Here is a 24893-nt window from a genome sequence, read left to right as displayed (position 1 = left end):
GATTGGTTCAACTAATAATCAGTGGGGGATGAAGCCCCCCCACTGATTAAAGTTTCACTTTATATTGGGTTGGAGGATTTTACATGCACAAATATATATTAGCGATTATGACTTGTCTCATTTTACTAAAAGCAATAAGTGCTGATCCAGTTAAGGCCGCCGAAAATCCTGAACAAAAAGAGATGCAACAACGAATTGAACAACATTTTCGAACGAAAGCTGAACATTTTGGATTGAAAACAGAAGGGAAAGATTTAAAGGAAGTACGAAAAGAAATTACTATTATAGAAGAAGCGAAGAAAAGAGAGAATGTATGGAGAACAGCACAAACACTTCGTATACAAACAGAAGGAAAAACAATGGATGAATTAATAAAAGATGTACGGAAAAAAGTAAAAAAATAAAAAGAGGCCGCAGCCTCTTTTTTTTATGCCCATTGTTTTGATAAGTGAGCCATTTCGATTGCAGCAACGGCGGATTCATAACCTTTATTACCAGCTTTCGTGCCCGCGCGTTCAATCGCTTGCTCGATCGTTTCAGTCGTCAATACACCGAAAATAACGGGGATGTCTGTTTGTAGTGATAAAGATGCAACACCTTTTGCTACTTCATTACAAACGTAATCGTAATGTGTTGTAGCACCACGAATGACAGTGCCTAACGTAATAACAGCATCATATTTCCCGCTATTCGCCATCTTTTTAGCGATTAAAGGAATTTCGAATGCGCCAGGCACCCAAGCAACATCAATATCAGTTTCTTCTACACCGTGACGCTTTAATCCGTCTAAAGCTCCGCCAAGTAACTTACTTGTAATAAATTCATTAAAACGTCCAACAACAACCCCAACTTTTAATCCTGTACCAACTAAATGACCTTCGAATACCATAATAAATCTCTCCTTTAATTATAAATTTAGTAAATGTCCTAATTTGTTTACTTTCGTTTGTAAATACGTTTTATTTTCTTCTTTTGTTGGCATTTGTAACGGTACACGCTCGATTACTTCTAAATCGTAACCTTGTAAGCCAGCAATTTTTCGTGGATTATTCGTTAATAATCGTAAATGTTGTAGACCTAAATCTTTCAAAATTTGAGCACCGATACCATAATCACGCAAATCCGCTGGGAATCCAAGCTTTTCATTTGCTTCTACAGTATCGAACCCTTCTTCTTGTAACTTATAAGCGCGAAGCTTATTTAGAAGCCCAATACCTCGTCCTTCTTGTCTCATATAAAGAAGAACGCCTTTTCCTTCACGCTCAATTTGAGCAAGGGCAGCATGGAGTTGTGGTCCGCAATCACAGCGGCACGAGCCAAATACATCTCCTGTTAAGCACTCTGAATGAACGCGTACAAGTACAGGCTCTCCTGTTGAAATATCACCTTTTACGAGTGCGATATGCTCTTTCGAGTCTAATGAATTAGAATAGCCAATTGCATGGAAAGTACCGAAATCTGTAGGTAATGTAATTTCCACTTCTCGCGTCACTAATGTTTCATGGTGGCGGCGATAAGCAATTAAATCTTCTATTGTAATCATTTTTATATCAAATTGTTTTGCACACTGTAGTAAATCAGGTACGCGTGCCATCGTACCGTCCTCATTAATAATTTCACAAATGACGCCAGCTGGTTCTGCCCCGCAAAGCTGTGCTAAATCGACAGCAGCTTCTGTATGACCAGCACGGCGCAGGACACCGCCTTCTTTCGCAATTAATGGAAAGATATGTCCAGGACGATTGAAATCAGCACCTTTTGATGCAGGATTTAACAACTCTCGTATCGTAGTTGCACGTTCGTGAGCACTAATCCCAGTTGTTGTAGAAACGTGATCAATGCTCACTGTAAATGCAGTATGATGCGAATCTGTATTATGAGCTACCATTGGTTCTAATTGTAGACGTTCTGCGTACTCTTCCGTAATTGGTACACAAACGAGGCCGCGCCCATGTGTAATCATAAAGTTAATTGTTTCTGGCGTAATATACTCTGCTAAAGCGATAAAATCGCCTTCATTTTCACGGTTTTCATCATCACATACGATAACGACTTTTCCTTGTTTTAAATCTTCTAGAGCTTCTTCAATACGATGAAACATCATGCTTCCCCCTTATAGAAATCCGTTTTCTTGTAAAAAGCTTTCGGTCATTGAATTTGTTCGTTTTACAGGTTTAGAAATAAAGCGTTCAATATATTTACCAATCATGTCACACTCAATGTTTACGATGTCACCGGCATTCTTTTCTCCGATAACAGATTCACTTACTGTGTGCGGGATGAGTGAGGTTGTAATGGAAGATTCGTCTATATCAAATATTGTTAAACTCGTTCCATCAACAGCAACGGATCCTTTATGCAAACAATAGCGCAATAATTCATCAGCGATAGCTATTTTGTAATAGACGGCATTATAGTGTTGTTTTTTACTTACTATCGTTCCGATGCCATCAATATGTCCTGAAACGAAATGTCCACCGAATCGTCCGTTTGCAGCCATTGCACGTTCTAAATTTACTTTACAGTGCGGTTTAAGCATGCGAAGTGACGTAGATTGCATCGTTTCAGGCATTGCATCCACGGTGAATGAAGTTGTTGTGAAACTCGTTACAGTTAAGCAAATACCGTTAACCGCGATACTATCACCTAAGTGAACATCGGATAAAATTGTATTTGCATGGATCGTTAACTTCATCGCTTCTCCGCTTTGTTGCATGTTTGCAATCGTTCCTAATTCTTCTACAATTCCTGTAAACATTCCGTCACCTCATTTCGGGCATGCGCAACAATTTTTATATCATCGCCAATTTGTTTCATCTCTTGAATTTCCAAGGAAAGCGCATCTTGTAATGTTGAAAAACCATTTCCGCCAAATAAAGTAGGGGCCTTACTTCCACCAATTAATTTTGGACTTATATAAGTTACAATTTCATTGAAATACTTTGTTTGTAAGAAGCTTGCATGAACTGTTTGCCCACCTTCAACGAAAAGAGACAGGATTTGTTTTTCGCCGAGTAAATCTAAAATATCTTGTATTTCAATTTGTTTCGTTTTCATTTGGAATATCACTATATTTTCAGATTCATAAGAAGCTATTTTCTCTTTATTTACATCCTTACCGACAAAAATCCATGTCGGTGCTAAACCATCTGTTATGACATGAGAAGATGGTGGCGTTCGTAAATGAGTATCTAAAATAACGCGTATAGGATGTTTACCCCCGTTAGGAATTCTTGTTGTTAAATGTGGATTATCAGCTATAACTGTATTCACTCCAACGAGAATTGCATCATGTGTATGGCGGTATTGGTGAACATCAGCTCGTGCTTCTTCACCTGTAATCCACTTACTTTCACCAGTGACAGTCGCTGTTTTTCCGTCTAAGCTCATCGCTGTTTTTATTGTTACAAATGGACGTTTCGTTTTCATGTAGTGAAAAAAGTAGCGATTTAATAAAACTGCTTCCGCTTCAAGAACACCAGTCGTTACTTCGATGCCAGCTTCTTCTAATCTCCTTTTTCCATTACCAGAAACGAGCGGATTACAATCAAGAGTAGCAATTACAACGCGCTTAACTTCTTTTTTGATGAGCGATTCACAGCAAGGTGGTGTTTTTCCAAAATGGCTACATGGTTCAAGTGTTACATACACGGTAGCTCCTTTTGCTTTTTCACCAGCCATATGAAGAGCATGAACTTCTGCGTGTTCTTCACCAGCACGTAAATGAGCCCCCATACCGACGATGTTTCCGTCTTTTACAACAACAGCACCAACCATAGGATTTGGACTTGTTTGTCCAGATGTTCCTTCTGCTAACTGCAGGGCAATCCTCATATATTCTTGATCTGTCATTCTTTTCACCTCTCCTGAAAAAATCAAAAAACCTCAAGGACTTAATATCCTTGAGGTTTGGGAGACGTGATTTCTAGAAATATAGTTCGAATACGAAAGCATAGGAAAGAAACCTAACGATGATTGATATTTTTGCATAAGGAAAAATATCAAATTTTTCAAGCGCTAGTCGTCTCTTTTTATTCCAGTATAGAAAGAAAAGTATACAAAATAAAACATATATATAGATTTGAATTGAATCTATAAAAATATGCATACTGAAATAAAAGTGTATTCGCTATATAAAATTACTAGAAAACATATCCTTCTCCCATCCAGACTATACTGTCGGCCCTAGAGTTTCACTAGATCCACCGTTTTCGAGTTGAAAACGGGTCACGGACTTAGAAGTTTGCACTTCATCACCGCCGGTTGGGAATTTCACCCGACCCCGAAGGATGTTGTTTGCTCAAATTATAGCACAAAAAAAATAAAAGGCTAGTAAAAAGTATTAGAATGTGAAGAATTGTGTGAAAATATATGTAGGCTGAGATGGAGACAAAAGTATGAAAAATGTTGTAAGGAGAAGGGATATAACGGAGTTGCTAAAAAGAAAAAACATGCACAAAAAAATGTGCATGTCACATGTGAAATTATTCTGCCTCTGGTGCTCTAACAACAGATTCGAATTTACCTTTATGCGAAGCATCGCAATAAGGCATATTTTTTGATAAACCACAACGGCATAAAGAAAATGCCGGTTTTGCTGGGAATACATTCCCTTGTGAATCAACTAATTCCACGTCCCCTGTAACGCGAAAAGAGCCATTATCATTTACTTTAATTTGTACTTTAGCCAACGCTATCCCTCCTTCCCAAACGCTTAATTTCATCATATAATCAAGAGAAGTACTTGACAATATGAAAAGAGCACTTTCTTTGGAAGAGAAGAGAGTGTTATAATGTTTTTTATAACTGACTAGAGTAAGGTGACGAAAGATGGATAAACAATTACGTACATTACGAAATATTGCAAATGAGCGCACGTGGGCATCATTTTTGAATGATAATCATCCATATAGTTTGTTACACTGGTCCATTGCTGGTGTAGGACAAGAGTCAAAGGATGTTTGGTTACTGCAAGATGAGGTAACATTTCAAACGACAGAATTTCCAACGTTAGATGATGCAATAAAGTGGATTTCTGAAAACATGGAACAAGTTACAGACGTTTTAGCGCAATAAAAAAACAGGCTTATGCAAGCCTGTTTTTTGTTTCTTTTACATATGAGTTTAAAAATTGATCAACTGCTGCTTCATACTCTTCTTTATTTTCGTTATAAGAGCAAGCGTGTGCGCCGTGTTCTGCAATATAAAGTTGTTTATTATTCTCTTTTGCTTCATATAACGCTTTTGTCATATCAGCTAAAATATAATCGTCATCTTTACTATGAATAAAGAGAACGGGATTGTTAATGTTTTTTATACAATCGATTGGTGAAACTTCGCGAATCGTATAACCGTCACGCACTTTTAAGAAAGCATTTGCTAAAGGTAATAAAGGCCATTTCGGTAAATGGAATTCAACCTTTAAACGGTGCTGTAATTGTCCGTAGAAATCAGAGAAAGGACAATCTGCAATATAGAAGTCAGCACCATCTTCTACAAGTCCTGCGTACTGAAGAAGTGTTGCAGCGCCCATCGATTCACCATGAATACCGAGTGTTATATTTGTTCCAAAACGATCTTTTAGCCAGTCAACTACAGATTTTAAATCATGCTTTTCATAGTATCCATAGCTTGTTGTTTTTCCGCCAGTTTTACCATGACGACGATGATCATAAATAACGACATTATATCCTCTGTTTAAAAATAACCTTGCATATTTTACAGAGTTCATTTTATTTACAGTTACGCCGTGACAGAAAATCATAAACTTATTGGAATGACCAGCAGGAATGTAATATCCGTGAAGATCATATCCGAATTGCGAAGGAATATGAATTTCTTCTTTATGAAGAGCTTCAAAATCCTCTATACGAAAATGTTTTTTCGTTTCTCTTTCGAGTATTTCTTCCTCTGTTTTTTTCTTTAAGTACATCACCTTATTTGTAAAGAAAATCCCAAGGGCAGTTATCGCACCTAGTATAGTAAACAATGCTGCAAAAAAACGTTTCATACTTTACCTCATCCTCCAAATACCGTTACATGTGATACACTTATATTGTATCACAAGGATAGAAAAGGGGAGAAATAGGAAATGGTGCATATACAAAAAATTACGCCAGCGATGAAAGAAACAATTCGAATGTTCATGTGTGAGAACTGGGGGAGTTCATTGATGGTTTCACGTGGTAAGGGACATCAGTTAGAAGAGTTGCCAGGATTTGTTGCACTCTCAGAAGACAGAATAATCGGAATTGTAACGTATGAATTGATCAGAAATATGTGCGAAATTGTATCGTTAGATAGCTTTGAAGAAAGAAAAGGAATAGGGACAAAACTTGTGGATTGTGTATTACGAGTTGCAGAAGAAGAACGGTGCAGGAAGGTTTGGCTTATAACAACAAATGATAATATAAATGCGTTACGTTTTTACCAAAAACGTAATTTTTTGATGACGAATTTATATGTAAATGCGGTGGAAGAGGCACGAAAAATAAAGAAAGAAATTCCGCGCATTGGGTATGATAATATCCCGATTTTACATGAAATTCAATTAGAATATAGTTTAGTGTAATGATGTAACAATTTTCAGAAATATAAATTATTAACCTTGACGAATATTGTAATTTAGGTTACCGTAAAATTGTAATCTATTACCATATTAAGGGGTGACGATGTGGCAACTATACGTGATGTTGCAAAATTGGCAGGTGTTTCAGTCGCAACCGTTTCACGAGTTATAAATGAAAAAGGATACGTTCATGAGGACACAGTAAAACAAGTAAAGGAAGCAATTGAGGAATTACGTTATAGGCCAAATAGTGTAGCAAAGCCACTATTTAAAGAGAATTCAACGATAATTGCATTACTTGTAGATAATCTATATGACCCATCAAACATCACTTTGCTACATTGTATTGAGGAAATAGCGTATAAAGAAGGATATCAAATTATTGTTTGTAATATAGAGAATAAAGATAGATACATACATATGTTGAAGGAAAATAACGTTGCAGGTGTTATTTTGACAAGATCCGTTTTTAAAAGTATAGGAGAAATCCCACTTCCGTTTGTTGTGATTGATGAAAAAAAATCTCATGCAAATTATTATGAAAGTGGCCAAAGAGCGGTCTCTTTATTAAAAGAAAAAGGTTGTCACTTTCTTGCTTATTTCGGTGAGGGCGAAGATAGTGAAGAAATGGAAGAGTACATATCAGGATTTTTAGACGCTGTTTGGGAGGAAGGAATCTCTTATCGAGAAGAATGTGTACAAGGGTATACGAATAAACAGTTTGTTACATTATTGCAAACTTATCCGTATATAGATGGAATTGTAACTTCAAGTGATAAGATTACCTTTGAGTTAATTCGAGCAGCAAAAAAATTAAATATCCGTATACCGGATAAATTGAAAATTATTGGACTGAACGGGAGTATAGACAGTGAGTGGGCAGGTCCGTCATTTATGCAAATGGAAAGTTGTATCGAAGAAAATGGGAAAATAGCATTGCAACAATTAAAGGGAAAAATAAAAAAGTAAAAGGTGCGTATAAAACGCACCTTTTATAATGTAATTGCGGCAATAAAGCCGAATATAAGTAACGGTATATTGTAATGTAAAAAAGTTGGTACACACGTATCCCATATATGATGGTGTTGACCATCAGCATTTAAACCGGATGTTGGTCCAAGTGTACTATCTGATGCTGGAGATCCTGCGTCTCCTAGCGCTCCGGCTGTACCGATAATTGCAATGGTGGCCATTGGACTAAATCCAAGCTGAATACAAAGAGGTACAAAAATTGTTGTTAAAATAGGGATGGTTGAAAAAGATGATCCAATCCCCATCGTAACGAGCAGTCCAATTACAAGCATAAGAAATGCAGCGAGTGGTTTGTTATTCCCAATTATATGTGCACTCGTTTGTACAAGAGATTCAACATGTCCTGTTTTTCGAAGAACAGCTCCGAACCCAGCGGCAGAAATCATAACAAATCCGATAAAGGACATCATACGCATTCCGCTTGTTAAAATTGCATCAGCTTCTTTAAGAGGTAGACTACCACTAACTGATAAAACGATAATCCCCGCTAGAGCGCCGAAAATCATTGATTCTGTTGCTAATTGAACAGTTAATGTAGCTAAGATAGATACTAGCCCGAAAGTAATGCTTCGTTTTGTATAGGGAACGATTTCATTTTCAGTAGTATGAATTTGTTCTGTTTCATACGTACGAGGTTTTCGGTATGTAATAAATACTGCCACACATAATCCGATAATCATACCGATTGCTGGAATGGTCATTGCTTTTGGAATAAGTGCGACATCAAATGTAAGACCGCTTTGCGCAGCATTTGTTTGTAATACGTCATGATAAATTTTTCCGAATCCTGCTGGAATCCACATATAAGGAGTAATCAATCCGAATGTAATAATACATGTAACAAGTCTGCGATCCACTTTCAGCTCATTTAATACTTTTAAAAGTGCTGGAATTAAGATGGGGATGAAAGCGATGTGAACAGGAATCACATTTTGTGAGAAACAAGCCATCGTTAAAATGATAAATAGAATAAGTATTTTAGAGTAAACTTGTTTTTTCGTGTCTTGTTCATTGCCAATCCACTTTAATGCAGTTTGAATCATAGCATCTGGAAGTCCGGTTTTGGAAAGAGAAATAGCGAAACCACCAAGCATTGCATAACTTAAAGCGATTGGAGCACTGTTTCCAAGACCAGTTGTAAAAGTGTTAATCGTTTCTGAAATACCGAGTCCACCGATAAGTCCGCCTGTTAAAGCTCCAACAATGATGGCGACAATGACCTGGACACGTAACAAACTAAGCAATAGCATAACTGCTACTGCAATGAGTACAGCATTCATAATAAATGTAATCTCCCCAAAATTTTATTGTGTTAAGGCAAGGAAATATGAATCACCTTGCTAGATTTATACATAGTTGCGACATATTATTATAAATTGTTTTTTATGAAATGTAAAAGAGCCTTTTGTTACTAATGGTGAAAAGCTAGCTCTTGTTTAATGGATTGTAAAGAACGAGCGAATAATTCTGGCTCTTCTAAATCGGGAGAATGTGCTGAATTTGGGAACCAAATCATCTTTTTTATCGGTGCTTCTATTACATCACAATATTCCTGAACGAGTGCATAAGGAGTTTGATAATCATAGCGACCAGAACAAAAATAAACTGGAATAGATAAACTCGTAATAGAAGAAAAGAAATCGACTGTCAACATTTCTTCCCATAAAACGCCAGATTTTAAATTTCCTGCGAGAAACTTGAACCAATCTAATAGTGTATATTCGGGAGAAAAGAAGCCTTTTCGTATGAAAGAAAAGGAAGATCCGTTTTGGATTGCACCTCCGAATGTGCCAAGCCATTTTCTTTGAATAATAAGGCGTCTCGTATCTAAAAATGGCGGTTTTCCTAATTTTAAAAGGGACGCTAATGCTTTTTTATGATTATATTTTTTTGCAGAACGAATTAAATGCTGATATAGTAATTCCTCGTTTTGTTTCATATGTACAATTTGCCCAATACCGATATAAGCCTCGATATATTGTGGATAATAGTGTGCTATGTTAAGCCCGATAATACTTCCCCAAGAATGACCAGCGAGAAATAGTTTCTGTTTATTGAATTTTTTAAGTACATATTGAATCACTTCTTTTGCATCGGAAATGAATTGTTCGATTGTAAAATTTGCTCCGAAATCTTTCATTGAAAAGGATTTACCTGCCCCGCGCTGATCCCAATTAATTACGATGAAGTGTTTCTCCAATTCTTTTTGAAAATGACGAATAAATCCGATTTGTGCCATGCCTGGTCCACCGTGACAGCATAATAAAATAGGCTGCTCTACGTTTTGCCCGCGCATAAGGAGAGTTTGTTTTCGGTTGTTAATCATAACGCTTTCCATCGTAGCGATACTATTAGGAATGAGTTTTTTATTTTCATTATAGAACTGCGGGGTATTGCTACGAAAAAGCATATTGAAAACCTCCTTTTCTAAAATCGTATGAATCGCACAGGCTATTCGTTTTGCATATACTGTTAGAAAATCATTGTAACATACCATACTAGTGTCATTTCAATATGGGAGGAGGGAAATTGTGACGATTGGAGAAATTGTCGATTGTTTAAATAGGCGTGAATCCATCGCTATTATAGCAAAACGCCTTGAAATAAGCCCGTATACATTATCGAAGAAATTAAGGTTGATTGGATACGAATATGATGGAGAACAGAAAAAGCGTATTTTTGTAGGAGATGGAGAAGAACCGCGTCACTTACAACTCCAAGAAGCGACAGCCCTTCAATATGCGAAAACGGATTATCAACTATTAATTTATGAACAATTACAAAGTATTTATGAGTTATTAAGAAAGAAAGAAGAAGTAATTGCGCCCATGATGAATATAAGTACAGAAAAAAAGAAACGTACCTTTTCTATTAATAAAGAAATATTAGCAAAACTAGACGTTATATCAGAATCGAAAGGAATTCAAAAATCTAAACTTGTAGAAGAGGCGTTACAACAATTTTTACAACAATATGATTTTAACAACACATCACATATTGATAAATAAAGAAAAGGATACTATGTTCATTGTAAGAACGAGTATCCTTTTTAGGTTTCACATATATGACGGATAAAAGGTTTATGTGTATCTTTTACGATGAAAAATTAAGATTGTTTATTATGAGTGTACTTAATTTGTTTTTTGAATTCTACCATCGATAATTGGCTGAATAGGTTCTTTTAATTGTTTTACGTAATCGACTAGCGCTTCAAAGTCGTTTGGACCAGTCTCTGGATTTTTACCATTTTTAAATGATACAAATCCATCACCGCCAGAAGCTAAAAAGGCATTTGCCACTACGCTATACGTTTTAGATGGAGATAATTCTTCACCGTTTGTTAAACGTATATTTGTAACTTTTTGACCGTTTGGTTTATTTGCATCCCACGTATATTGAATACCTGAAATTTGAAGCATTCTCGTCGTTCCTTTTTGCCATTGTTGATTTAAAATGTCGCGAATATCTTGACCTGTTAAATCTACTTTAATTAATTGGTTTCCAAAAGGCTGAATGCCGTATAATTCGCCCCATGTAATATCGCCAGCATCTAAGTCATTACGAATGCCGCCCGGATTCATAAGTGCGATTTGAGTTTGCATCGTTTGGCGCTGGGCATCGGCAACTAAATTTCCAAGAGTGGACTCACCAGCATCATTTTGTTTACGGTCGATAGGTGCTGTAGATTTTCCGACAACTTCATTTACAAGCGGTGCAATTTTTTCTTTATATTGATCTAGTTTTTTCTTTACTTGTTTATCAGGTTCTACACCTTCATGGTATGTTGTAACAACTTCAGCTTTTTTCTTTACAATATCTTTTGTTTTACGATCAATTGTTACATCTACATCTGAGAAAGCCATTCCGTAAGAGTTCGCTTGGACGATTAGTTTATTATTTACAGTACCATTTATATACGTGTGACTATGCCCACCAAAAATAACATCAACTTCCGAATCTGTTTCATTTGCAATTCGAGTAAGGTCTCCATTTGTCACACCAGACTCATCTGTTGTTCCACCGACATGAGCAAGGACGACAATGGATTTAACGCCAAGACGCTTTAATTGCTGCGTTGATTTATTAATTGCTTCTACTTCGTCAGTGATTTCTACATTTTTAAGCATAGTAGGCATCACGACATTTGGTGTATCAGTTGTAACTACGCCAATGAATCCTACAGGCACACCATTTACCATTTTTACAGTAAATGGCGGTAAAAATAAGCGGCCAGTGGATTTATTATAGAAGTTTGCAGCGACATAAGGGAAATTTGCACCTTTGAAATTCCCTGTTTTTTCGTGATAGCCACCGTAAATGAGACGTTTCATTTCATCAATACCTTCATCAAATTCGTGGTTTCCGATTGTACCAACATCAAATTTTAAGTCATTTAAAAATTCAATCGTTGGTTCGTCTTGTAACAATGCTGAAACTGGTGGACTAGCTCCGACAATATCGCCAGCGTGTACGAGAAGTGTATTCGGGTTTTGCTTTTTACGTTCTTTTAAATAAGTAGCTAAGTAATCAGCGCCACCAGCTTCTTTGTTATTAATTTTTTTAACAGTATCTAGTTGTCCATGGAAATCATTAATACCAAGCATTTGTACGTCTATGTAGCGGTTTTGTTCAGCTGGAGTCTGGGATGGGGGAGCAGCAAATACGGTTGAAAAAGTAATGGTGCTTAAAACGGCAACAGCAGGAATGATTTTTTTCCACATAATCTAATTCTCCTTTTTTTATAATCTGACATCATACGACATAATTTTAATAGATTCATAGGATTATATCTAGACAAAAAAATGGTTTTTTCGAAAAATTAACATATTTACAAAAAGTGAATAATAGAGTAAAGGACCTTTTTTATTGTCGAGTTCATTGTGTATCTACTATAATGGAGAAAAAAGTAAAAGGTGAGTAGTATGAAGAAAAAGAAACAAAGACAAATGCAAAGACAAGCGCAAGTGAATCAACAAAAGAAAGAGTCGCTTACATTAGGTGATCAATTAAATGATTCACTCATGCAGCAATTAAAGAATAAGAAGAAAGAGTTGCAAGTGAGAGAAGAGGAAAAAGTGGCAGCTGAACAGGAAAGAAAGCGCCAAGAACAAAAAGAACGTGAAAAGAATAAATCATTTGAAGAACTGTTAAGTGAAAGTAACCTTACTTGGAAAGACTTTAAATAATAACGAAAATGATCAGTGAATAACGCTGATCATTTTTTTGACGAGCTTGTAAGAAAAGGGGAGTTAGAATGAGAAAAATTGTAGTTGTTCCGCATGAAAATCATTGGGGTGAAAAATTTCAAATGGAGGCTGAAAGATTAAAAGCGGCGATGCCAGAAAAGGTGAAGGTCCATCATATTGGAAGTACGTCGGTGCCAGGACTGGCAGCGAAACCAATTATAGATATGATTATGGAAGTAGAGAGTATCGACAGAGTAGATAGGTGGAATGAACGTTTTGAAGAGCTTGGCTATATCGTAAAAGGGGAGAATGGTATTTCAAGACGCCGTTATTTTATTCATGGAACGGAGGAAAAACGCTCGTATCACCTACACGTGTTTGAAAAAGGAAACCCTGAGATAGTAAGGCATTTAGCATTTCGTGATTATATGATGGCTCATTGTGAAGAAGCTGAAGCATATGCAACTTTAAAGAAAGAATTAGCTGAAAAGTATACATATGATGGTGAGTTATATTCGGAAGGGAAAACTGAGTTTGTACGTAATGTTGATGAAAAAGCGAAGAAATGGATGGAAAATAATGTGAATGAATGAGTTCGCATTATTTTAGAAAGTATATAAGTTTATTATGTAAACTGTACATATGTTTTGACTTTTTGGTTGAATCTTGTTCAAATAAAGTGGTGGCTTATAAAAAAATGTAATGATGAAAGGGAGACGACTGTGCACATTCCAACAACTACACTTCATAATGGCGTAAAAATGCCGATGATTGGTTTAGGCGTTTATAAAGCGAAAGAAGGCGACGAAGTAAAACAAGCAGTAAAAACAGCGTTAGAAGTTGGATACCGTTCGATTGATACAGCAACTGTATATGAAAATGAAAGCGGTGTCGGAGAAGCAGTTCGTGAATCAGGGATTCCGAGAGAAGACATCTTTATTACAACAAAAGTTTGGAACGATGATCAAGGATACGAGGAAACGCTTGAGGCGTTTGAGAAAAGCTTAAAAAAATTACAAATGGACTATGTAGATTTATATTTAATACATTGGCCAATAAGAGGGAAGTATGTTGATACGTACCGAGCATTAGAAAAACTGTATGAAGAAGGTAAAGTGCGCGCGATTGGTGTTTCTAACTTCCATAAACATCATTTAGAACTGCTATTACCAAATTGCAAAGTAAAGCCGATGGTAAACCAAGTGGAACTTCATCCCATGTTAACACAATTTGAATTGCGTGATTTCTGTCAAGGTGAGCAAATTCAAATGGAAGCATGGAGTCCATTAATGAGGGGCGGAGAAGTATTTCAACACCCGATTATTCAGGCCATTGCTACTAAATATGAAAAAACACCTGCGCAAGTTATATTAAGGTGGGATATTCAAAGCGGGATTGTGACGATTCCTAAGTCTGTTACACCATCTCGCATTCAGGAGAATTTTTCTATCTTTGACTTTTCATTAACAGAAGAAGAGATGACTCAAATTAATACGTTAAATCGTAATTTACATGTAGGAACGAATCCTGATAAATATGATACGTTATAAAAAGACGCTACCAGTATGGTAGCGTCTTTTTATCGGTGTAATGCGTACGTATTACATTTCACGATTTGCTGAAGCTGGATATATTCTTCTGTTGTTAACTGTGTTTGTTTACTAGCTTGTACATTTTCTCGTAATTGCCCAATAGAGCTTGCACCAGGTATAACAGCTGCAACAGTTTCGTTATGTAAGCAATATTGAATAGCTGTTCCAGTTAAGGAGTTTTCTCCAATTATTTCTTTTACATTCGCAAGCGTCGCATATAATTCATCGTAAGAATAAGAAAGGTAATCTTTTTCTTTTACTCTTTCTATCTTTCTTGTATTGTTATCAGTTAATATTCCTTTCGCAAGTGGTCCGCGAGCAATAACGCTAATTTGATGTTCATTAAGAAGCTGGAACCATTCTTCAGGGCGACGATTCAAAAGGCTATATTCCATTAGAACACTAACGATATTTGAACGCTGTGCATATTCACGGATGACATTTGGACGTATAGAAGAAATACCGTAATGGCGAATGATACCTTCTTTTTTCAATTCTTCAAAGGCTTCAATTACTTCATCTATAGGATCTTCAATCGTCCCGCCGTGAAGTTGATAAAGATCAATATAATCAGTTTGAAGTCTACGTAAACTTTCTTTCACTTCAGCCTTTATGTAATTTTTAGAAGGATCCCAAGACCAGCCGTTTTTTTCTTCTGTCCATCGATTCCCAACCTTCGTTGTAAGGATAATTTGGTCTCGTTTTCCTTTTAAGGCTTTTCCAACAAATTCTTCGTTTAATCCATAATCATATAAATCCGCTGTATCAAAAAAATTGATTCCTAAATCGATTGCTTCATGAATAATACGCAGGGCTTCTTTCTCAGATGTACCGAGGGACATACAGCCAAGTCCCATTTCTGTCACAAATAAATCTGAGTTTCCTAATTGACGTTTTTTCATAGTTCAACCTCCTTCTCCTTATTCTTATTGTACGCAAGGGAAAAGAGGTTGACAAACGTTTACTTTTTAGTTGCTGTAATCCACTCTTGTACAGTTGTATACTCTTTGCCATATTGTTTTAGCTTATGGCGAATTTGCCATGCTTTTCCGACTAAAGTGACGCGATTTGGTAAAATATAAACTTTCATTTCTATCACGCTCCTTTCAATGTGGTAAAATGTATGAGGAAAGAATAGGAAATAGAACAGGGAGATGAAGTAGTATGAGTAATCTTGCAGAGAGAACAGTAAAAACTGAGCCGATTTTTGATGGTAGAGTTATAAAAGTTCGTGTTGATGATGTAGTATTACCAAATGGAGCAATGAGTAAACGTGAAATTGTAAATCACCCTGGTGCAGTTGCTATTATTGCTATTACTGATGAGGGGAAAATTGTGCTTGTTGAGCAGTATCGTAAAGCGCTTGAAAAGGCGATTATAGAAATTCCAGCTGGCAAGTTAGAGCCAGGTGAAAAACCTGAGGTGACAGCAGTTCGTGAATTAGAAGAGGAAACAGGTTATGTATGTGAAAATATGGAGCTTATTACTTCTTTCTATACATCTCCAGGATTTGCAGATGAAATTTTATATGTATATAAAGCGACAGGTTTGACGAAAAAAGAAAATAAAGCTGCGTTAGATGAAGATGAGTTTGTGGAATTAATGGAAGTATCATTAGAAGAAGCAACTACTCTTATGAAAGATCTTCGTATTCACGATGCGAAGACGATGTTTGCAGTACAATATTTACAACTACAAAAATAAACACTCGCCAAAGGCGAGTGTTTTTAATTAATTTTTGCATATACGCGTGCATCACGTAAGCTACCATCTGGTGCTATGAAATCATTTTCCATTGTACCTTCTAGAATAAATTCTAAACGTTCTGCTAAGTTACATGCATTTGTATTTGTTGCATCAATACGAATTTCAATTCTTCGAGCGCTTAGCTTATCAAAGGCAAATTGAATGGCACCTTTCACAGCTTCGGTCATATAGCCTTGTTTTGTATAAGCGCTATGTAGCCAGAAGTGAAGTGAAAACTTTGGAATATCCCAGTTTTCAGGCTTGAGCGTTATAGCTCCGATGAATGTACCAGATACTTTATCGTATAAGTGAAAATCAAGTGTTTCACGAAGTAAAAACTGTCCGTGAGCGTTACGAACGATTTCTTCAGCACTTTCTTCTGTTTCAGCGTTAATTGGCATCCACGGTACTAAGTCTTCTAGAGAAGCTTGTATTGCTTCATACACTTCTGCACCATCACCTGGAAATGGCTTACGAACCTGTAAGCGTTCAGTTTGAAATAATGTTGGAAAATCTAATAATAATGGTTTCAAGAGAAATCCCTCCTATTCTCTACTTTTTAGTTTAGCAAAGTAGAGCGGAATTTCAATGTTAATTCGTCATACTTTTTTCTTTCTTTCATACATTTTTAGTAAGAGTGTGAACGGAGGGAAGAAAAATGTGGAGAAAAACTTGGCAAGACCGTGTAATGTCTCACATACAGGAAAACTCTTCATTATATATATTTAACGCTGTTTTGTTATTGATGGGAGTAATATTTGGAGCGATTCTTGTAAATAGTTTACAATTAAATCAAAAACAAGATTTATCATTTTATTTGCAACGTTTTTTTGGACAAGTTTCTAAAGGAGAATTTGCTATTGCAGGCGAAATGTTTCGAGAAAGTTACTTTTCACAATTAAAATACATTGGATTTATTTGGATTTTAGGGATTTCAATTATTGGATTGCCACTCATTTTTATTTTATTATTTGCAAAAGGAGTAGTTGTCGGATTTACAGTAGGTTTTTTAGTAAGTCAGCATGGATGGAATGGATTATTATTAGCATTCGTTTCTGTATTGCCACAAAATCTCATTATCATCCCAGTATTTCTCGTTATGACAACAATTGCCGCAAGTTTTTCCTTACGCATGATTAGGCATCAATTTATCCGAAAAATAACTGAGCCGCTATTACCATTATTGATCCGTTATACATGCTTCTTTCTTGTAATTGGAGCGGTGTTAGCTCTTGCTTCAAGTGTAGAGGCTTATGCATCACCAGTTTTAATGAAAGAAGTCATTGAGGCTATTAATAAACAATAAATACTTTATGAGAATAATTATCAATTTGTTTTTATTGTTTTTCTTTTGACAGAAGCCCTTCTTCTGATATAATGGTGTAAGAGTGGCGAGGAGGGAGTAGTACCGAATGGAAGAAAGAATTGAACGAATTAAGAAGCAATTACATGCAGCGAGCTACAAATTAACACCGCAACGTGAAGCAACAGTTCGTGTGCTGCTAGAAAATGAAGAAGATCATTTAAGCGCAGAAGATGTTTACCTCCTTGTAAAAGAAAAGTCGCCAGAGATCGGATTAGCAACCGTCTATCGAACTTTAGAACTATTATCTGAGTTAAAAGTTGTCGATAAGATTAACTTCGGAGACGGTGTTTCACGCTATGACTTACGCCAAGAAGGTGCGCAGCGTTTCCACCATCATTTGATTTGTACACAATGTGGTGCTGTACAAGAAATACAAGAAGATTTACTTGGTGAAGTGGAAAGGAAAGTAGAACATGACTGGAGCTTTAAGGTGAAGGATCATCGTTTAACATTCCATGGGATTTGTAAAAATTGTCAAGAAAATGAAACGGATGAAAAATAACCTTTTCCTATTTAACTAGGAAGAGGTTTTTTATTTGAATAAGGTATAAATTGGTGAAAGCTTGGCATATGTTGTAATAACTTATATTTTGGAGGAATTTACAATGCGCCGAGCTTTAAAATTAACTTTTGATGGGATAAAAGTATTTTTATTATTTACAAGTTGTACGATTTTGTTTTATTTCGCTATACTATGGATAAATGAAGAATATGAAAGCTATCATCGTTATGAAAAGCCAAAAGAAGAGACTGTAGAAAAAGTATCAGGGAATGAAGAGCCGGCAAAGGATGCTTTCGTAAATAGAATGATGTTTTTCTATGAAAATGGGGAGTAGTGTAGATTGGAAGATCAATTAAAAGATTTTATTCATTATATGGTTGTTGAAAAAGGACTAGCGAAAAATACAGTAGTATCTTATGAACGTGATTTGAAAAGTTATGTAAAGTATTTGCAAAATGTAGAACAAGCGAAAAGCTTTCACGAAGTGACACGCTTGCACATTGTTAACTTTCTGCAGCACTTAAAAGAAAACGGAAAATCTTCGAAAACATTAGCACGTCATATTGCATCGATTCGTTCGTTTCACCAATTTTTACTTCGTGAACGAGCGGTAGAGCACGATCCATCCGTACATATTGAAACGCCGCAAGGAGAACGGAAATTACCGAAAGTATTGTCAGTTGATGAAGTAGAGGCGTTACTGCAGACACCAAAAATGACGAGCGCTTTTGGGGTTCGTGATAAAGCGATGCTAGAGTTATTGTATGCAACAGGACTTCGTGTTTCGGAATTAATTGCATTAAATTTAGAAGATGTACATTTAACGATGGGATTTGTTCGATGCATAGGGAAAGGGAATAAAGAAAGAATTATTCCACTAGGAAGTTTAGCGACGGAAGCGATTCAAAAGTATATTGAAAAGGGAAGAAGAGAATTGATGGGGAAAAAAGTAGTAGATGCACTCTTTTTAAACCATCATGGCAATCGATTATCAAGACAAGGATTTTGGAAAATTTTAAAACGATTAGCGAAAGAAGCAAATATTGAAAAAGAGCTTACACCTCATACATTGCGTCATTCTTTTGCTACGCATTTATTAGAAAATGGAGCAGACTTACGTGCTGTGCAAGAAATGCTTGGACATGCAGATATTTCAACGACACAAATTTATACGCATGTTTCAAAAACTAGATTAAAAGATGTATATAAACAGTTTCATCCGAGAGCATAGGTACTATGCTCTTTTTTCATAGATTCAAAAGGCTATAGCACTTCACAGAAACTTCACAAACATTTCGTACATTGTTTTCAGCAGAAGACTAGAATATTACAATGTATTTCCTCTATACTAAATAAAGTATGAAGGAGGAAATGATGATGAAAAAACTTATTATGACTTTATTTATCGCGATGCTAGCATTGGCTGGCTGTAATACAAACAAAGAAGAACCGAAAAAAGAACAGAAACTAGAAGCTGTAAAAGTAGCAGTTCAAACAAATCCGAAAGAAATTAAACCTGGTGAAAAAACAGAAGTACAAGCACTTGTTACACAAGGAAAAGAAAAGGTAACAGATGCTGATGATGTAAAGTTTGAAATTTGGAAAGCTGGCGACGAAAAGCACGAGATGCTAGAAGGTAAGCATAAAGGAAAAGGTGTTTATGCTGTAGAGAAAACGTTCGAAACGGATGGAGTATACCACATTATTGCTCACACAAATGCACGTGAAATGCATGTTATGCCAGAAGTAAAAGTGGCTGTAGGAAATGCGAAAGTAGAAGATGCGAAAAAAGAAAATAGTGATCATGGTGCAGGACATGGCGATCATAAAAGCGATACAATGATCCACCTTATGGCTGGTGACATAAAAGCAAATGCTGAATCAACAATGAAAGTTCATTTAAAACAAAAAGAAGAAGCTTTAACTGGTGCTGAAGTACAACTTGAGATTTGGAAAGATGGTGTGGAAAAACACGAATTCATTCCAGCAAAAGAAGGAAATAAAGGGGAGTATGAAACGAAACATACTTTCAAAGAAAAGGGTTCTTACAAAGTGAAAGTTCATGTTAAAAAAGGCGAATTGCATGAACATAAAGAAGAAACAGTAGAAGTAAAATAAAAAGGTAGCTCTTTAGAGCTGCTTTTTTTATTTTTGCTCTGAAAATGATTAGTGGGAAAGAAAAAAACCGCCACTGATTAAAATTTCACTTTATATGAAGAAGTAAATCATAAAATGATTAGCACTTCTGTGCATAATGGATTACAATAGAAGTGTGAAGAAAATGAGAAATTCTACGAAAATGTATTAAAAAGAAAGCGTAAACATGTTATGATATCAGTATCAGATGTCTGACATCTGACTTAGAAAAAACTAGAAATGTTTTTGCGTCGTTTCAAGGTAAACGAAATAGGTTAGAGAATGATTTAAAGAAGTACTGTTTGATAATGAGAACGAAAGATAATTCTTATGGAGAACAGTTTCACTTTATAGCGTTTTGAACATACTACAAGAAGTAGAACTGAACTTATAGGAGGTCGCAGTTATGAATAAATATAAACGTATATTCCTAGTCGTAATGGACTCTGTTGGAATCGGTGAAGCACCAGATGCTGAACAATTTGGTGATTTAGGATCTGACACAATTGGTCACATTGCTGAACATATGAATGGGTTACAAATGCCTAACATGGTGAAATTAGGTCTTGGTAACATTCGTGAAATGAAAGGCATCTCTAAAGTAGAAAAACCACTTGGATATTATACAAAAATGCAAGAAAAATCTACTGGTAAAGATACAATGACAGGCCACTGGGAAATCATGGGTCTTTACATTGATACACCATTCCAAGTGTTCCCAGAAGGATTCCCAAAAGAATTACTTGATGAATTAGAAGAAAAAACAGGCCGTAAAATCATCGGTAATAAACCAGCTTCTGGAACTGAAATTCTTGATGAACTTGGTCAAGAACAAATGGAAACAGGCTCTTTAATTGTTTACACTTCTGCTGATAGCGTACTACAAATCGCAGCACACGAAGAAGTAGTGCCGCTTGATGAGTTATATAAAATTTGTAAAATTGCACGTGAATTAACGTTAGATGAGAAGTACATGGTAGGCCGTGTTATTGCTCGTCCATTCGTTGGTGAGCCTGGAAACTTTACACGTACACCGAACCGTCATGACTATGCATTAAAACCATTCGGCCGTACAGTAATGAATGAATTAAAAGATAGTGATTATGATGTGATTGCTATCGGTAAAATCTCTGACATCTATGATGGTGAAGGGGTAACTGAATCACTTCGTACGAAGTCTAACATGGATGGAATGGATAAGCTTGTAGATACATTAAATATGGACTTTACAGGTCTTAGCTTCTTAAACTTAGTTGACTTTGATGCATTATTCGGTCACCGTCGTGATCCACAAGGATACGGAGAAGCTCTGCAAGAATATGATGCACGTCTTCCAGAAGTATTCGAAAAACTAAAAGAAGATGATCTATTATTAATTACAGCAGACCACGGTAATGACCCAGTGCATCATGGTACTGATCATACACGTGAATATGTACCGTTATTAGCATATAGCCCAAGCATGAAAGAAGGCGGAAAAGAGTTACCACTTCGTCAAACATTTGCTGATATTGGTGCAACTGTAGCAGAAAACTTCGGTGTGAAAATGCCAGAATACGGAACAAGCTTCTTAAACGAGCTAAAGAAATAGGGGGATAAACAAATGAATCGTGAACTTATTACAAAATCAGCTTCATATTTAAAAGAGAAATTTCAAGAGACACCACAAGTAGGACTAATCCTTGGATCTGGACTAGGTGTATTAGCAGATGAAATCGAGAATGCAGTAACAGTACCTTACAGTGAAATCCCTGAATTCCCAGTTTCCACTGTAGAAGGCCATGCAGGTCAACTAGTATTCGGTACACTTCAAGGTGTAACGGTAGTAGCAATGCAAGGACGTTTCCACTTCTATGAAGGATATGATATGCAAAAAGTAACATTCCCAGTTCGTGTTATGAAAGAACTAGGGGTAGAAACAGTTGTTGTAACAAATGCAGCTGGTGGTGTAAATACATCATTCGAACCAGGCGATCTTATGTTAATTTCAGATCACATTAACTTCATGGGTACAAATCCATTAATCGGACCAAATGATTCTGAAATGGGTGTACGTTTCCCTGATATGTCTACATCATATACAGTAGAGCTTCGCGAAATGGCGAAACAAGTTGCAGCAGACTTAAATATTAAAGTACAAGAAGGGGTATACGTTGGAATGACAGGTCCTGTATATGAAACACCTGCTGAAATTCGTATGCTTCGTACACTTGGTGGAGATGCAGTTGGTATGTCAACAGTACCTGAAGTAATTGTAGCGCGTCACGCTGGTATGAAAGTACTTGGTATTTCTTGTATTTCAAATATGGCAGCTGGTATTTTAGATCAGCCACTTCACCACGATGAAGTAATCGAAACGACAGAACGTGTTAAAGCTAACTTCTTAGCATTAGTAAAAGCAATCGTAAAACAAATGAAGGGGTGACCTCACAATGAGAATGGTGGACCTAATTGCAAAAAAACGTGACGGACATGCATTAACGACAGAAGAAATTAACTTTATTGTTGAAGGATATACAAATGGTGATATTCCTGATTATCAAGTAAGTTCACTTGCAATGGCAATTTTCTTCCAAGATATGAACGATCAAGAACGTGCAGATTTAACGATGGCAATGGTAAATAGCGGTGATACAATCGACTTATCAGCTATTGAAGGAGTAAAAGTAGATAAGCACTCGACAGGTGGCGTTGGTGATACAACAACACTTGTATTAGGTCCATTAGTAGCCGCTTTAGGTGTACCGGTTGCAAAAATGTCTGGACGTGGTCTAGGACATACTGGTGGTACAATTGATAAATTAGAAGCAGTTCCAGGATTCCATGTTGAAATCGAAAATGATGAATTCATGCGTCTTGTAAATGAAAATAAAATCGCAGTTATTGGTCAAAGTGGAAACTTAACACCTGCGGATAAAAAATTGTATGCACTTCGTGATGTAACGGCAACAGTAAACTCAATTCCGCTTATTGCAAGCTCAATTATGAGTAAAAAAATTGCTGCTGGTGCAGATGCAATTGTTCTTGATGTAAAAACTGGAGCAGGTGCATTTATGAAAACAGATGAAGATGCAAAACGTTTAGCAGAAGCAATGGTGCGCATTGGTAATAACGTTGGTCGTAATACGATGGCTGTTATTTCTGATATGAGTCAACCACTTGGTGAGGCGATTGGTAACGCACTTGAAGTACAAGAAGCAATTGATACATTACAAGGTAAAGGACCGAAAGATTTAGAAGAGTTATGTTTAACGCTTGGAAGTCAAATGGTATACCTTGCTGGACAAGCTTCATCTCTAGAAGATGCACGTGAGAAATTAATTGAAGTAATGAACAACGGTAAGGCACTAGAATCATTTAAAACGTTCTTATCAGCGCAAGGCGGCGATGCATCTGTTGTTGATGATCCTTCTAAATTACCACAAGCACAATTTAAAATTGAAGTGGAAGCGAAGGAAGACGGTTATGTATCAGAAATCGTTGCAGATGAAATCGGAACAGCAGCAATGCTTTTAGGAGCAGGACGTGCGACGAAGGAATCTGAAATTGATTTAGCAGTTGGCTTAATGCTTCGTAAAAAAGTAGGGGACAGCGTGAAAAAAGGTGAATCACTTGTTACCATTTACGCAAACCGTGAAAATGTAGAAGACGTAAAAGCAAAAATTTATGAGAACATGAAGATCTCTAAAGAGCATGTAGATGCACCAACATTAGTGCACGGCATCGTTACTGAATAATAAAGAAGGGCCAGGGAGTATTTCTCCTTGGCTTTTTTTACTATTTTTTGTTTATAATAATAATGGGTGAAAATATGATTAGAATTTGTGCAATAACAAAAACAGATGAAGTATTATATGATGTTTCGCTAGAGGAAACAAAGAAAGACCATATTGTATGGTATTGGCTAGATTTATATAAGCCAACGAAAGAAGAGTATACATACATTTTGCAAGATCATTTTAAGTTCCATCCCCTTGCAATTGAAGACTGCATAGAATATGTACAAAGGCCAAAAGTTGATTTTTATGATGGATATAACTTTTTAGTTCTTCATGCATTTGGTGAGGATGGATTAGAACCGCACGAGATTGATTTATTTATTAGTGATCGTTATATTGTTTCTTTCCACTTTTCTCATAACAATGCAATTGAAAGAGTATGGAAAACGCTTGGAGAAAAGAAGCGTATTAAAAATAGTCCCCTGCACGTAGCACATACAATTATCGATCAAATTGTAGATGACTATTTTGCGCCTGTATATTACATTGAGGATCATTTAAATGCAATTGATGATAATTTAACGGGTGAAACGGCAGGAAGTGTACTAGAAGAAGTATTTGATATACGTGCAGATTTATCGAAGTTAAGACGTACAATTATTCCGATGCGTGATTTATTGTATCGTATTTTAAATTCGACTCGTTTTTACGGTATAAGTGATCATGAAATTTATTTTAAAGATATACATGATCATTTGCTTAAACTGACCGAAATGATTGAAGCAAGCCGGGAGTTAACAGCAGATATTCGAGATAGCTATTTTTCATTAAACTCGCATCATATGAATAACATTATGAAAACATTAACTGTATTCTCGACTATTTTCATGCCATTAACATTTATTGCGGGAGTATATGGAATGAACTTTACGCATATGCCAGAGCTCGGTGGACAATATAGTTATTTTATTTGTTTACTTATTATGGCACTAATTGGCGGCGGCATGATGGCTTGGTTTTATAAAAAAGGATGGTTTAAGTAAAAA

30 protein-coding genes and 1 riboswitch are annotated in these 24893 nt (G+C 36.2%); of the genes, 18 read left to right on the top strand and 12 right to left on the bottom strand.

What is annotated here, in order from left to right; genetic code table 11:
- The first annotated feature begins 83 nt into the window (after positions 1-83).
- On the top strand, positions 84-404 hold the full coding sequence (locus tag ACTFSI_RS02940) for a hypothetical protein (RefSeq protein WP_000549778.1): 321 nt from the start codon (positions 84-86) through the stop codon (positions 402-404).
- Between the two features lie 23 nt (positions 405-427).
- On the opposite strand, the gene ribH is transcribed toward ACTFSI_RS02940, so the two are convergent.
- The 5 genes from ribH to ACTFSI_RS02915 all read right to left on the bottom strand — a co-directional run bounded on the left by ribH (position 428) and on the right by ACTFSI_RS02915 (position 4691).
- Positions 428-889, bottom strand: coding sequence for a 6,7-dimethyl-8-ribityllumazine synthase (gene ribH, locus ACTFSI_RS02935; RefSeq protein WP_000230900.1), 462 nt, complete (start codon positions 887-889; stop codon positions 428-430).
- A gap of 18 nt (positions 890-907) precedes the next feature.
- Positions 908-2101, bottom strand: a complete 1194-nt coding sequence (gene ribBA, locus ACTFSI_RS02930; RefSeq protein WP_000468988.1) for a bifunctional 3,4-dihydroxy-2-butanone 4-phosphate synthase/GTP cyclohydrolase II — start codon at positions 2099-2101, stop codon at positions 908-910.
- A gap of 12 nt (positions 2102-2113) precedes the next feature.
- Positions 2114-2758, bottom strand: coding sequence for a riboflavin synthase (gene ribE, locus ACTFSI_RS02925; RefSeq protein WP_440045225.1), 645 nt, complete (start codon positions 2756-2758; stop codon positions 2114-2116).
- Positions 2740-3852 (bottom strand): bifunctional diaminohydroxyphosphoribosylaminopyrimidine deaminase/5-amino-6-(5-phosphoribosylamino)uracil reductase RibD, encoded by a 1113-nt coding sequence (gene ribD, locus ACTFSI_RS02920; protein ID WP_440045224.1) that lies wholly within the window; start codon positions 3850-3852, stop codon positions 2740-2742. Before ribD ends, ribE begins: the two co-directional genes overlap by 19 nt.
- Before the next feature lie 298 nt (positions 3853-4150).
- Positions 4151-4294: riboswitch (FMN riboswitch) on the bottom strand.
- A gap of 190 nt (positions 4295-4484) precedes the next feature.
- Positions 4485-4691, bottom strand: coding sequence for a CDGSH iron-sulfur domain-containing protein (locus ACTFSI_RS02915; protein WP_001151582.1), 207 nt, complete (start codon positions 4689-4691; stop codon positions 4485-4487).
- Between the two features lie 139 nt (positions 4692-4830).
- Between ACTFSI_RS02915 and ACTFSI_RS02910 the strand changes: the two genes are divergently transcribed.
- Positions 4831-5076 (top strand): YqkC family protein, encoded by a 246-nt coding sequence (locus ACTFSI_RS02910; protein ID WP_000360809.1) that lies wholly within the window; start codon positions 4831-4833, stop codon positions 5074-5076.
- A 10-nt stretch (positions 5077-5086) separates the two neighbouring features.
- On the opposite strand, the gene ACTFSI_RS02905 is transcribed toward ACTFSI_RS02910, so the two are convergent.
- On the bottom strand, positions 5087-6010 hold the full coding sequence (locus ACTFSI_RS02905; RefSeq protein ID WP_440045223.1) for an alpha/beta hydrolase: 924 nt from the start codon (positions 6008-6010) through the stop codon (positions 5087-5089).
- Between the two features lie 81 nt (positions 6011-6091).
- Between ACTFSI_RS02905 and ACTFSI_RS02900 the strand changes: the two genes are divergently transcribed.
- Together ACTFSI_RS02900 and ACTFSI_RS02895 are read left to right on the top strand one after the other, a co-directional pair.
- On the top strand, positions 6092-6571 hold the full coding sequence (locus ACTFSI_RS02900; protein ID WP_139895865.1) for a GNAT family N-acetyltransferase: 480 nt from the start codon (positions 6092-6094) through the stop codon (positions 6569-6571).
- A 102-nt stretch (positions 6572-6673) separates the two neighbouring features.
- Positions 6674-7537 carry a LacI family DNA-binding transcriptional regulator gene (locus ACTFSI_RS02895; protein WP_000201366.1) on the top strand — a complete coding sequence of 288 codons (864 nt, stop codon included), beginning with the start codon at positions 6674-6676 and terminating at the stop codon, positions 7535-7537.
- A gap of 23 nt (positions 7538-7560) precedes the next feature.
- Here ACTFSI_RS02895 and ACTFSI_RS02890 read toward each other — a convergent pair whose 3' ends face one another.
- Both ACTFSI_RS02890 and ACTFSI_RS02885 read right to left on the bottom strand, forming a co-directional pair.
- On the bottom strand, positions 7561-8880 hold the full coding sequence (locus tag ACTFSI_RS02890) for a Na+/H+ antiporter family protein (RefSeq protein ID WP_000994774.1): 1320 nt from the start codon (positions 8878-8880) through the stop codon (positions 7561-7563).
- Between the two features lie 131 nt (positions 8881-9011).
- Entirely contained in the window at positions 9012-10010 is a 999-nt protein-coding gene (locus ACTFSI_RS02885) for an alpha/beta fold hydrolase (RefSeq protein ID WP_000898954.1), read from the bottom strand.
- A 121-nt stretch (positions 10011-10131) separates the two neighbouring features.
- Here ACTFSI_RS02885 and ACTFSI_RS02880 point away from each other — a divergent pair, with 121 nt between their 5' ends.
- Positions 10132-10608, top strand: a complete 477-nt coding sequence (locus ACTFSI_RS02880; RefSeq protein WP_070806790.1) for a ribbon-helix-helix domain-containing protein — start codon at positions 10132-10134, stop codon at positions 10606-10608.
- Positions 10609-10731: 123 nt separating this feature from the next.
- On the opposite strand, the gene ACTFSI_RS02875 is transcribed toward ACTFSI_RS02880, so the two are convergent.
- Positions 10732-12321, bottom strand: a complete 1590-nt coding sequence (locus ACTFSI_RS02875) for a bifunctional metallophosphatase/5'-nucleotidase (RefSeq protein ID WP_440045222.1) — start codon at positions 12319-12321, stop codon at positions 10732-10734.
- Between the two features lie 201 nt (positions 12322-12522).
- On the opposite strand from ACTFSI_RS02875, the gene ACTFSI_RS02870 reads away from it, so the two are divergent.
- The 3 genes from ACTFSI_RS02870 to ACTFSI_RS02860 all read left to right on the top strand — a co-directional run bounded on the left by ACTFSI_RS02870 (position 12523) and on the right by ACTFSI_RS02860 (position 14336).
- Entirely contained in the window at positions 12523-12786 is a 264-nt protein-coding gene (locus tag ACTFSI_RS02870; protein ID WP_000727549.1) for a YqkE family protein, read from the top strand.
- Positions 12787-12854: 68 nt separating this feature from the next.
- The gene (locus tag ACTFSI_RS02865; RefSeq protein WP_001227172.1) at positions 12855-13379 is read left to right on the top strand and encodes a GrpB family protein; all 525 of its coding nucleotides are present in this window, start codon (positions 12855-12857) and stop codon (positions 13377-13379) included.
- A 129-nt stretch (positions 13380-13508) separates the two neighbouring features.
- A complete protein-coding gene (locus tag ACTFSI_RS02860; protein WP_138321151.1) occupies positions 13509-14336 on the top strand; it encodes an aldo/keto reductase in 828 nt (275 codons plus the stop codon).
- 29 nt (positions 14337-14365) lie between these two features.
- Here the strand turns inward: ACTFSI_RS02860 and lolS are convergent, their stop codons facing one another.
- On the bottom strand, positions 14366-15280 hold the full coding sequence (gene lolS / locus ACTFSI_RS02855; RefSeq protein WP_000747195.1) for an aldo/keto reductase: 915 nt from the start codon (positions 15278-15280) through the stop codon (positions 14366-14368).
- Positions 15281-15339: 59 nt separating this feature from the next.
- Positions 15340-15468: a Z-ring formation inhibitor MciZ gene (mciZ, locus tag ACTFSI_RS02850; protein WP_000870299.1), complete on the bottom strand. Its 129-nt coding sequence runs from the start codon at positions 15466-15468 to the stop codon at positions 15340-15342.
- Between the two features lie 74 nt (positions 15469-15542).
- Here mciZ and ACTFSI_RS02845 point away from each other — a divergent pair, with 74 nt between their 5' ends.
- Positions 15543-16082, top strand: coding sequence for an NUDIX hydrolase (locus ACTFSI_RS02845; protein ID WP_000067038.1), 540 nt, complete (start codon positions 15543-15545; stop codon positions 16080-16082).
- 23 nt (positions 16083-16105) lie between these two features.
- Here the strand turns inward: ACTFSI_RS02845 and ACTFSI_RS02840 are convergent, their stop codons facing one another.
- A complete protein-coding gene (locus ACTFSI_RS02840; RefSeq protein ID WP_000803491.1) occupies positions 16106-16657 on the bottom strand; it encodes a GNAT family N-acetyltransferase in 552 nt (183 codons plus the stop codon).
- Between the two features lie 155 nt (positions 16658-16812).
- Between ACTFSI_RS02840 and spoIIM the strand changes: the two genes are divergently transcribed.
- The 9 genes from spoIIM to corA all read left to right on the top strand — a co-directional run bounded on the left by spoIIM (position 16813) and on the right by corA (position 24890).
- Positions 16813-17430: a stage II sporulation protein M gene (spoIIM, locus tag ACTFSI_RS02835; protein WP_270362513.1), complete on the top strand. Its 618-nt coding sequence runs from the start codon at positions 16813-16815 to the stop codon at positions 17428-17430.
- Positions 17431-17536: 106 nt separating this feature from the next.
- Entirely contained in the window at positions 17537-17992 is a 456-nt protein-coding gene (gene fur, locus ACTFSI_RS02830) for a ferric iron uptake transcriptional regulator (RefSeq protein ID WP_000392655.1), read from the top strand.
- A gap of 103 nt (positions 17993-18095) precedes the next feature.
- The gene (locus ACTFSI_RS02825) at positions 18096-18326 is read left to right on the top strand and encodes a YqzK family protein (RefSeq protein ID WP_001250432.1); all 231 of its coding nucleotides are present in this window, start codon (positions 18096-18098) and stop codon (positions 18324-18326) included.
- A gap of 6 nt (positions 18327-18332) precedes the next feature.
- Entirely contained in the window at positions 18333-19223 is an 891-nt protein-coding gene (gene xerD, locus ACTFSI_RS02820) for a site-specific tyrosine recombinase XerD (RefSeq protein WP_000390084.1), read from the top strand.
- Between the two features lie 143 nt (positions 19224-19366).
- Positions 19367-20110: a FixH family protein gene (locus ACTFSI_RS02815; protein ID WP_001993299.1), complete on the top strand. Its 744-nt coding sequence runs from the start codon at positions 19367-19369 to the stop codon at positions 20108-20110.
- A gap of 424 nt (positions 20111-20534) precedes the next feature.
- A complete protein-coding gene (gene deoB / locus ACTFSI_RS02810) occupies positions 20535-21719 on the top strand; it encodes a phosphopentomutase (protein WP_001046082.1) in 1185 nt (394 codons plus the stop codon).
- A 12-nt stretch (positions 21720-21731) separates the two neighbouring features.
- Positions 21732-22553, top strand: a complete 822-nt coding sequence (locus ACTFSI_RS02805; RefSeq protein WP_001078446.1) for a purine-nucleoside phosphorylase — start codon at positions 21732-21734, stop codon at positions 22551-22553.
- Positions 22554-22560: 7 nt separating this feature from the next.
- Positions 22561-23865: a pyrimidine-nucleoside phosphorylase gene (locus ACTFSI_RS02800; protein WP_001243079.1), complete on the top strand. Its 1305-nt coding sequence runs from the start codon at positions 22561-22563 to the stop codon at positions 23863-23865.
- Positions 23866-23927: 62 nt separating this feature from the next.
- On the top strand, positions 23928-24890 hold the full coding sequence (gene corA / locus ACTFSI_RS02795; protein WP_001998197.1) for a magnesium/cobalt transporter CorA: 963 nt from the start codon (positions 23928-23930) through the stop codon (positions 24888-24890).
- Positions 24891-24893: the final 3 nt, after the last annotated feature.

Origin of the sequence: Bacillus cereus group sp. MYBK101-2 (assembly GCF_051918845.1) — a bacterium.
Classification (GTDB): domain Bacteria; phylum Bacillota; class Bacilli; order Bacillales; family Bacillaceae_G; genus Bacillus_A; species Bacillus_A paranthracis.
Note: the sequence above shows the minus strand (reverse complement) of the source record. Positions and strands in the feature narration are given on the sequence as shown.

Excerpts from the sequence above, each read along its gene's own strand:
- ACTFSI_RS02940 (WP_000549778.1), top strand. The coding sequence starts at position 84 with ATGCACAAATATATATTAGCGATTATGACTTGTCTCATTTTACTAAAA.
- ribH (WP_000230900.1), bottom strand. The coding sequence starts at position 889 with ATGGTATTCGAAGGTCATTTAGTTGGTACAGGATTAAAAGTTGGGGTT.
- ribBA (WP_000468988.1), bottom strand. The coding sequence starts at position 2,101 with ATGTTTCATCGTATTGAAGAAGCTCTAGAAGATTTAAAACAAGGAAAA.
- ribE (WP_440045225.1), bottom strand. The coding sequence starts at position 2,758 with ATGTTTACAGGAATTGTAGAAGAATTAGGAACGATTGCAAACATGCAA.
- ribD (WP_440045224.1), bottom strand. The coding sequence starts at position 3,852 with ATGACAGATCAAGAATATATGAGGATTGCCCTGCAGTTAGCAGAAGGA.
- ACTFSI_RS02910 (WP_000360809.1), top strand. The coding sequence starts at position 4,831 with ATGGATAAACAATTACGTACATTACGAAATATTGCAAATGAGCGCACG.
- ACTFSI_RS02905 (WP_440045223.1), bottom strand. The coding sequence starts at position 6,010 with ATGAAACGTTTTTTTGCAGCATTGTTTACTATACTAGGTGCGATAACT.
- ACTFSI_RS02900 (WP_139895865.1), top strand. The coding sequence starts at position 6,092 with ATGGTGCATATACAAAAAATTACGCCAGCGATGAAAGAAACAATTCGA.
- ACTFSI_RS02890 (WP_000994774.1), bottom strand. The coding sequence starts at position 8,880 with ATGAATGCTGTACTCATTGCAGTAGCAGTTATGCTATTGCTTAGTTTG.
- ACTFSI_RS02885 (WP_000898954.1), bottom strand. The coding sequence starts at position 10,010 with ATGCTTTTTCGTAGCAATACCCCGCAGTTCTATAATGAAAATAAAAAA.
- ACTFSI_RS02875 (WP_440045222.1), bottom strand. The coding sequence starts at position 12,321 with ATGTGGAAAAAAATCATTCCTGCTGTTGCCGTTTTAAGCACCATTACT.
- ACTFSI_RS02870 (WP_000727549.1), top strand. The coding sequence starts at position 12,523 with ATGAAGAAAAAGAAACAAAGACAAATGCAAAGACAAGCGCAAGTGAAT.
- ACTFSI_RS02865 (WP_001227172.1), top strand. The coding sequence starts at position 12,855 with ATGAGAAAAATTGTAGTTGTTCCGCATGAAAATCATTGGGGTGAAAAA.
- lolS (WP_000747195.1), bottom strand. The coding sequence starts at position 15,280 with ATGAAAAAACGTCAATTAGGAAACTCAGATTTATTTGTGACAGAAATG.
- mciZ (WP_000870299.1), bottom strand. The coding sequence starts at position 15,468 with ATGAAAGTTTATATTTTACCAAATCGCGTCACTTTAGTCGGAAAAGCA.
- ACTFSI_RS02845 (WP_000067038.1), top strand. The coding sequence starts at position 15,543 with ATGAGTAATCTTGCAGAGAGAACAGTAAAAACTGAGCCGATTTTTGAT.
- spoIIM (WP_270362513.1), top strand. The coding sequence starts at position 16,813 with ATGTCTCACATACAGGAAAACTCTTCATTATATATATTTAACGCTGTT.
- fur (WP_000392655.1), top strand. The coding sequence starts at position 17,537 with ATGGAAGAAAGAATTGAACGAATTAAGAAGCAATTACATGCAGCGAGC.
- ACTFSI_RS02825 (WP_001250432.1), top strand. The coding sequence starts at position 18,096 with ATGCGCCGAGCTTTAAAATTAACTTTTGATGGGATAAAAGTATTTTTA.
- ACTFSI_RS02815 (WP_001993299.1), top strand. The coding sequence starts at position 19,367 with ATGATGAAAAAACTTATTATGACTTTATTTATCGCGATGCTAGCATTG.
- deoB (WP_001046082.1), top strand. The coding sequence starts at position 20,535 with ATGAATAAATATAAACGTATATTCCTAGTCGTAATGGACTCTGTTGGA.
- ACTFSI_RS02805 (WP_001078446.1), top strand. The coding sequence starts at position 21,732 with ATGAATCGTGAACTTATTACAAAATCAGCTTCATATTTAAAAGAGAAA.
- ACTFSI_RS02800 (WP_001243079.1), top strand. The coding sequence starts at position 22,561 with ATGAGAATGGTGGACCTAATTGCAAAAAAACGTGACGGACATGCATTA.
- corA (WP_001998197.1), top strand. The coding sequence starts at position 23,928 with ATGGGTGAAAATATGATTAGAATTTGTGCAATAACAAAAACAGATGAA.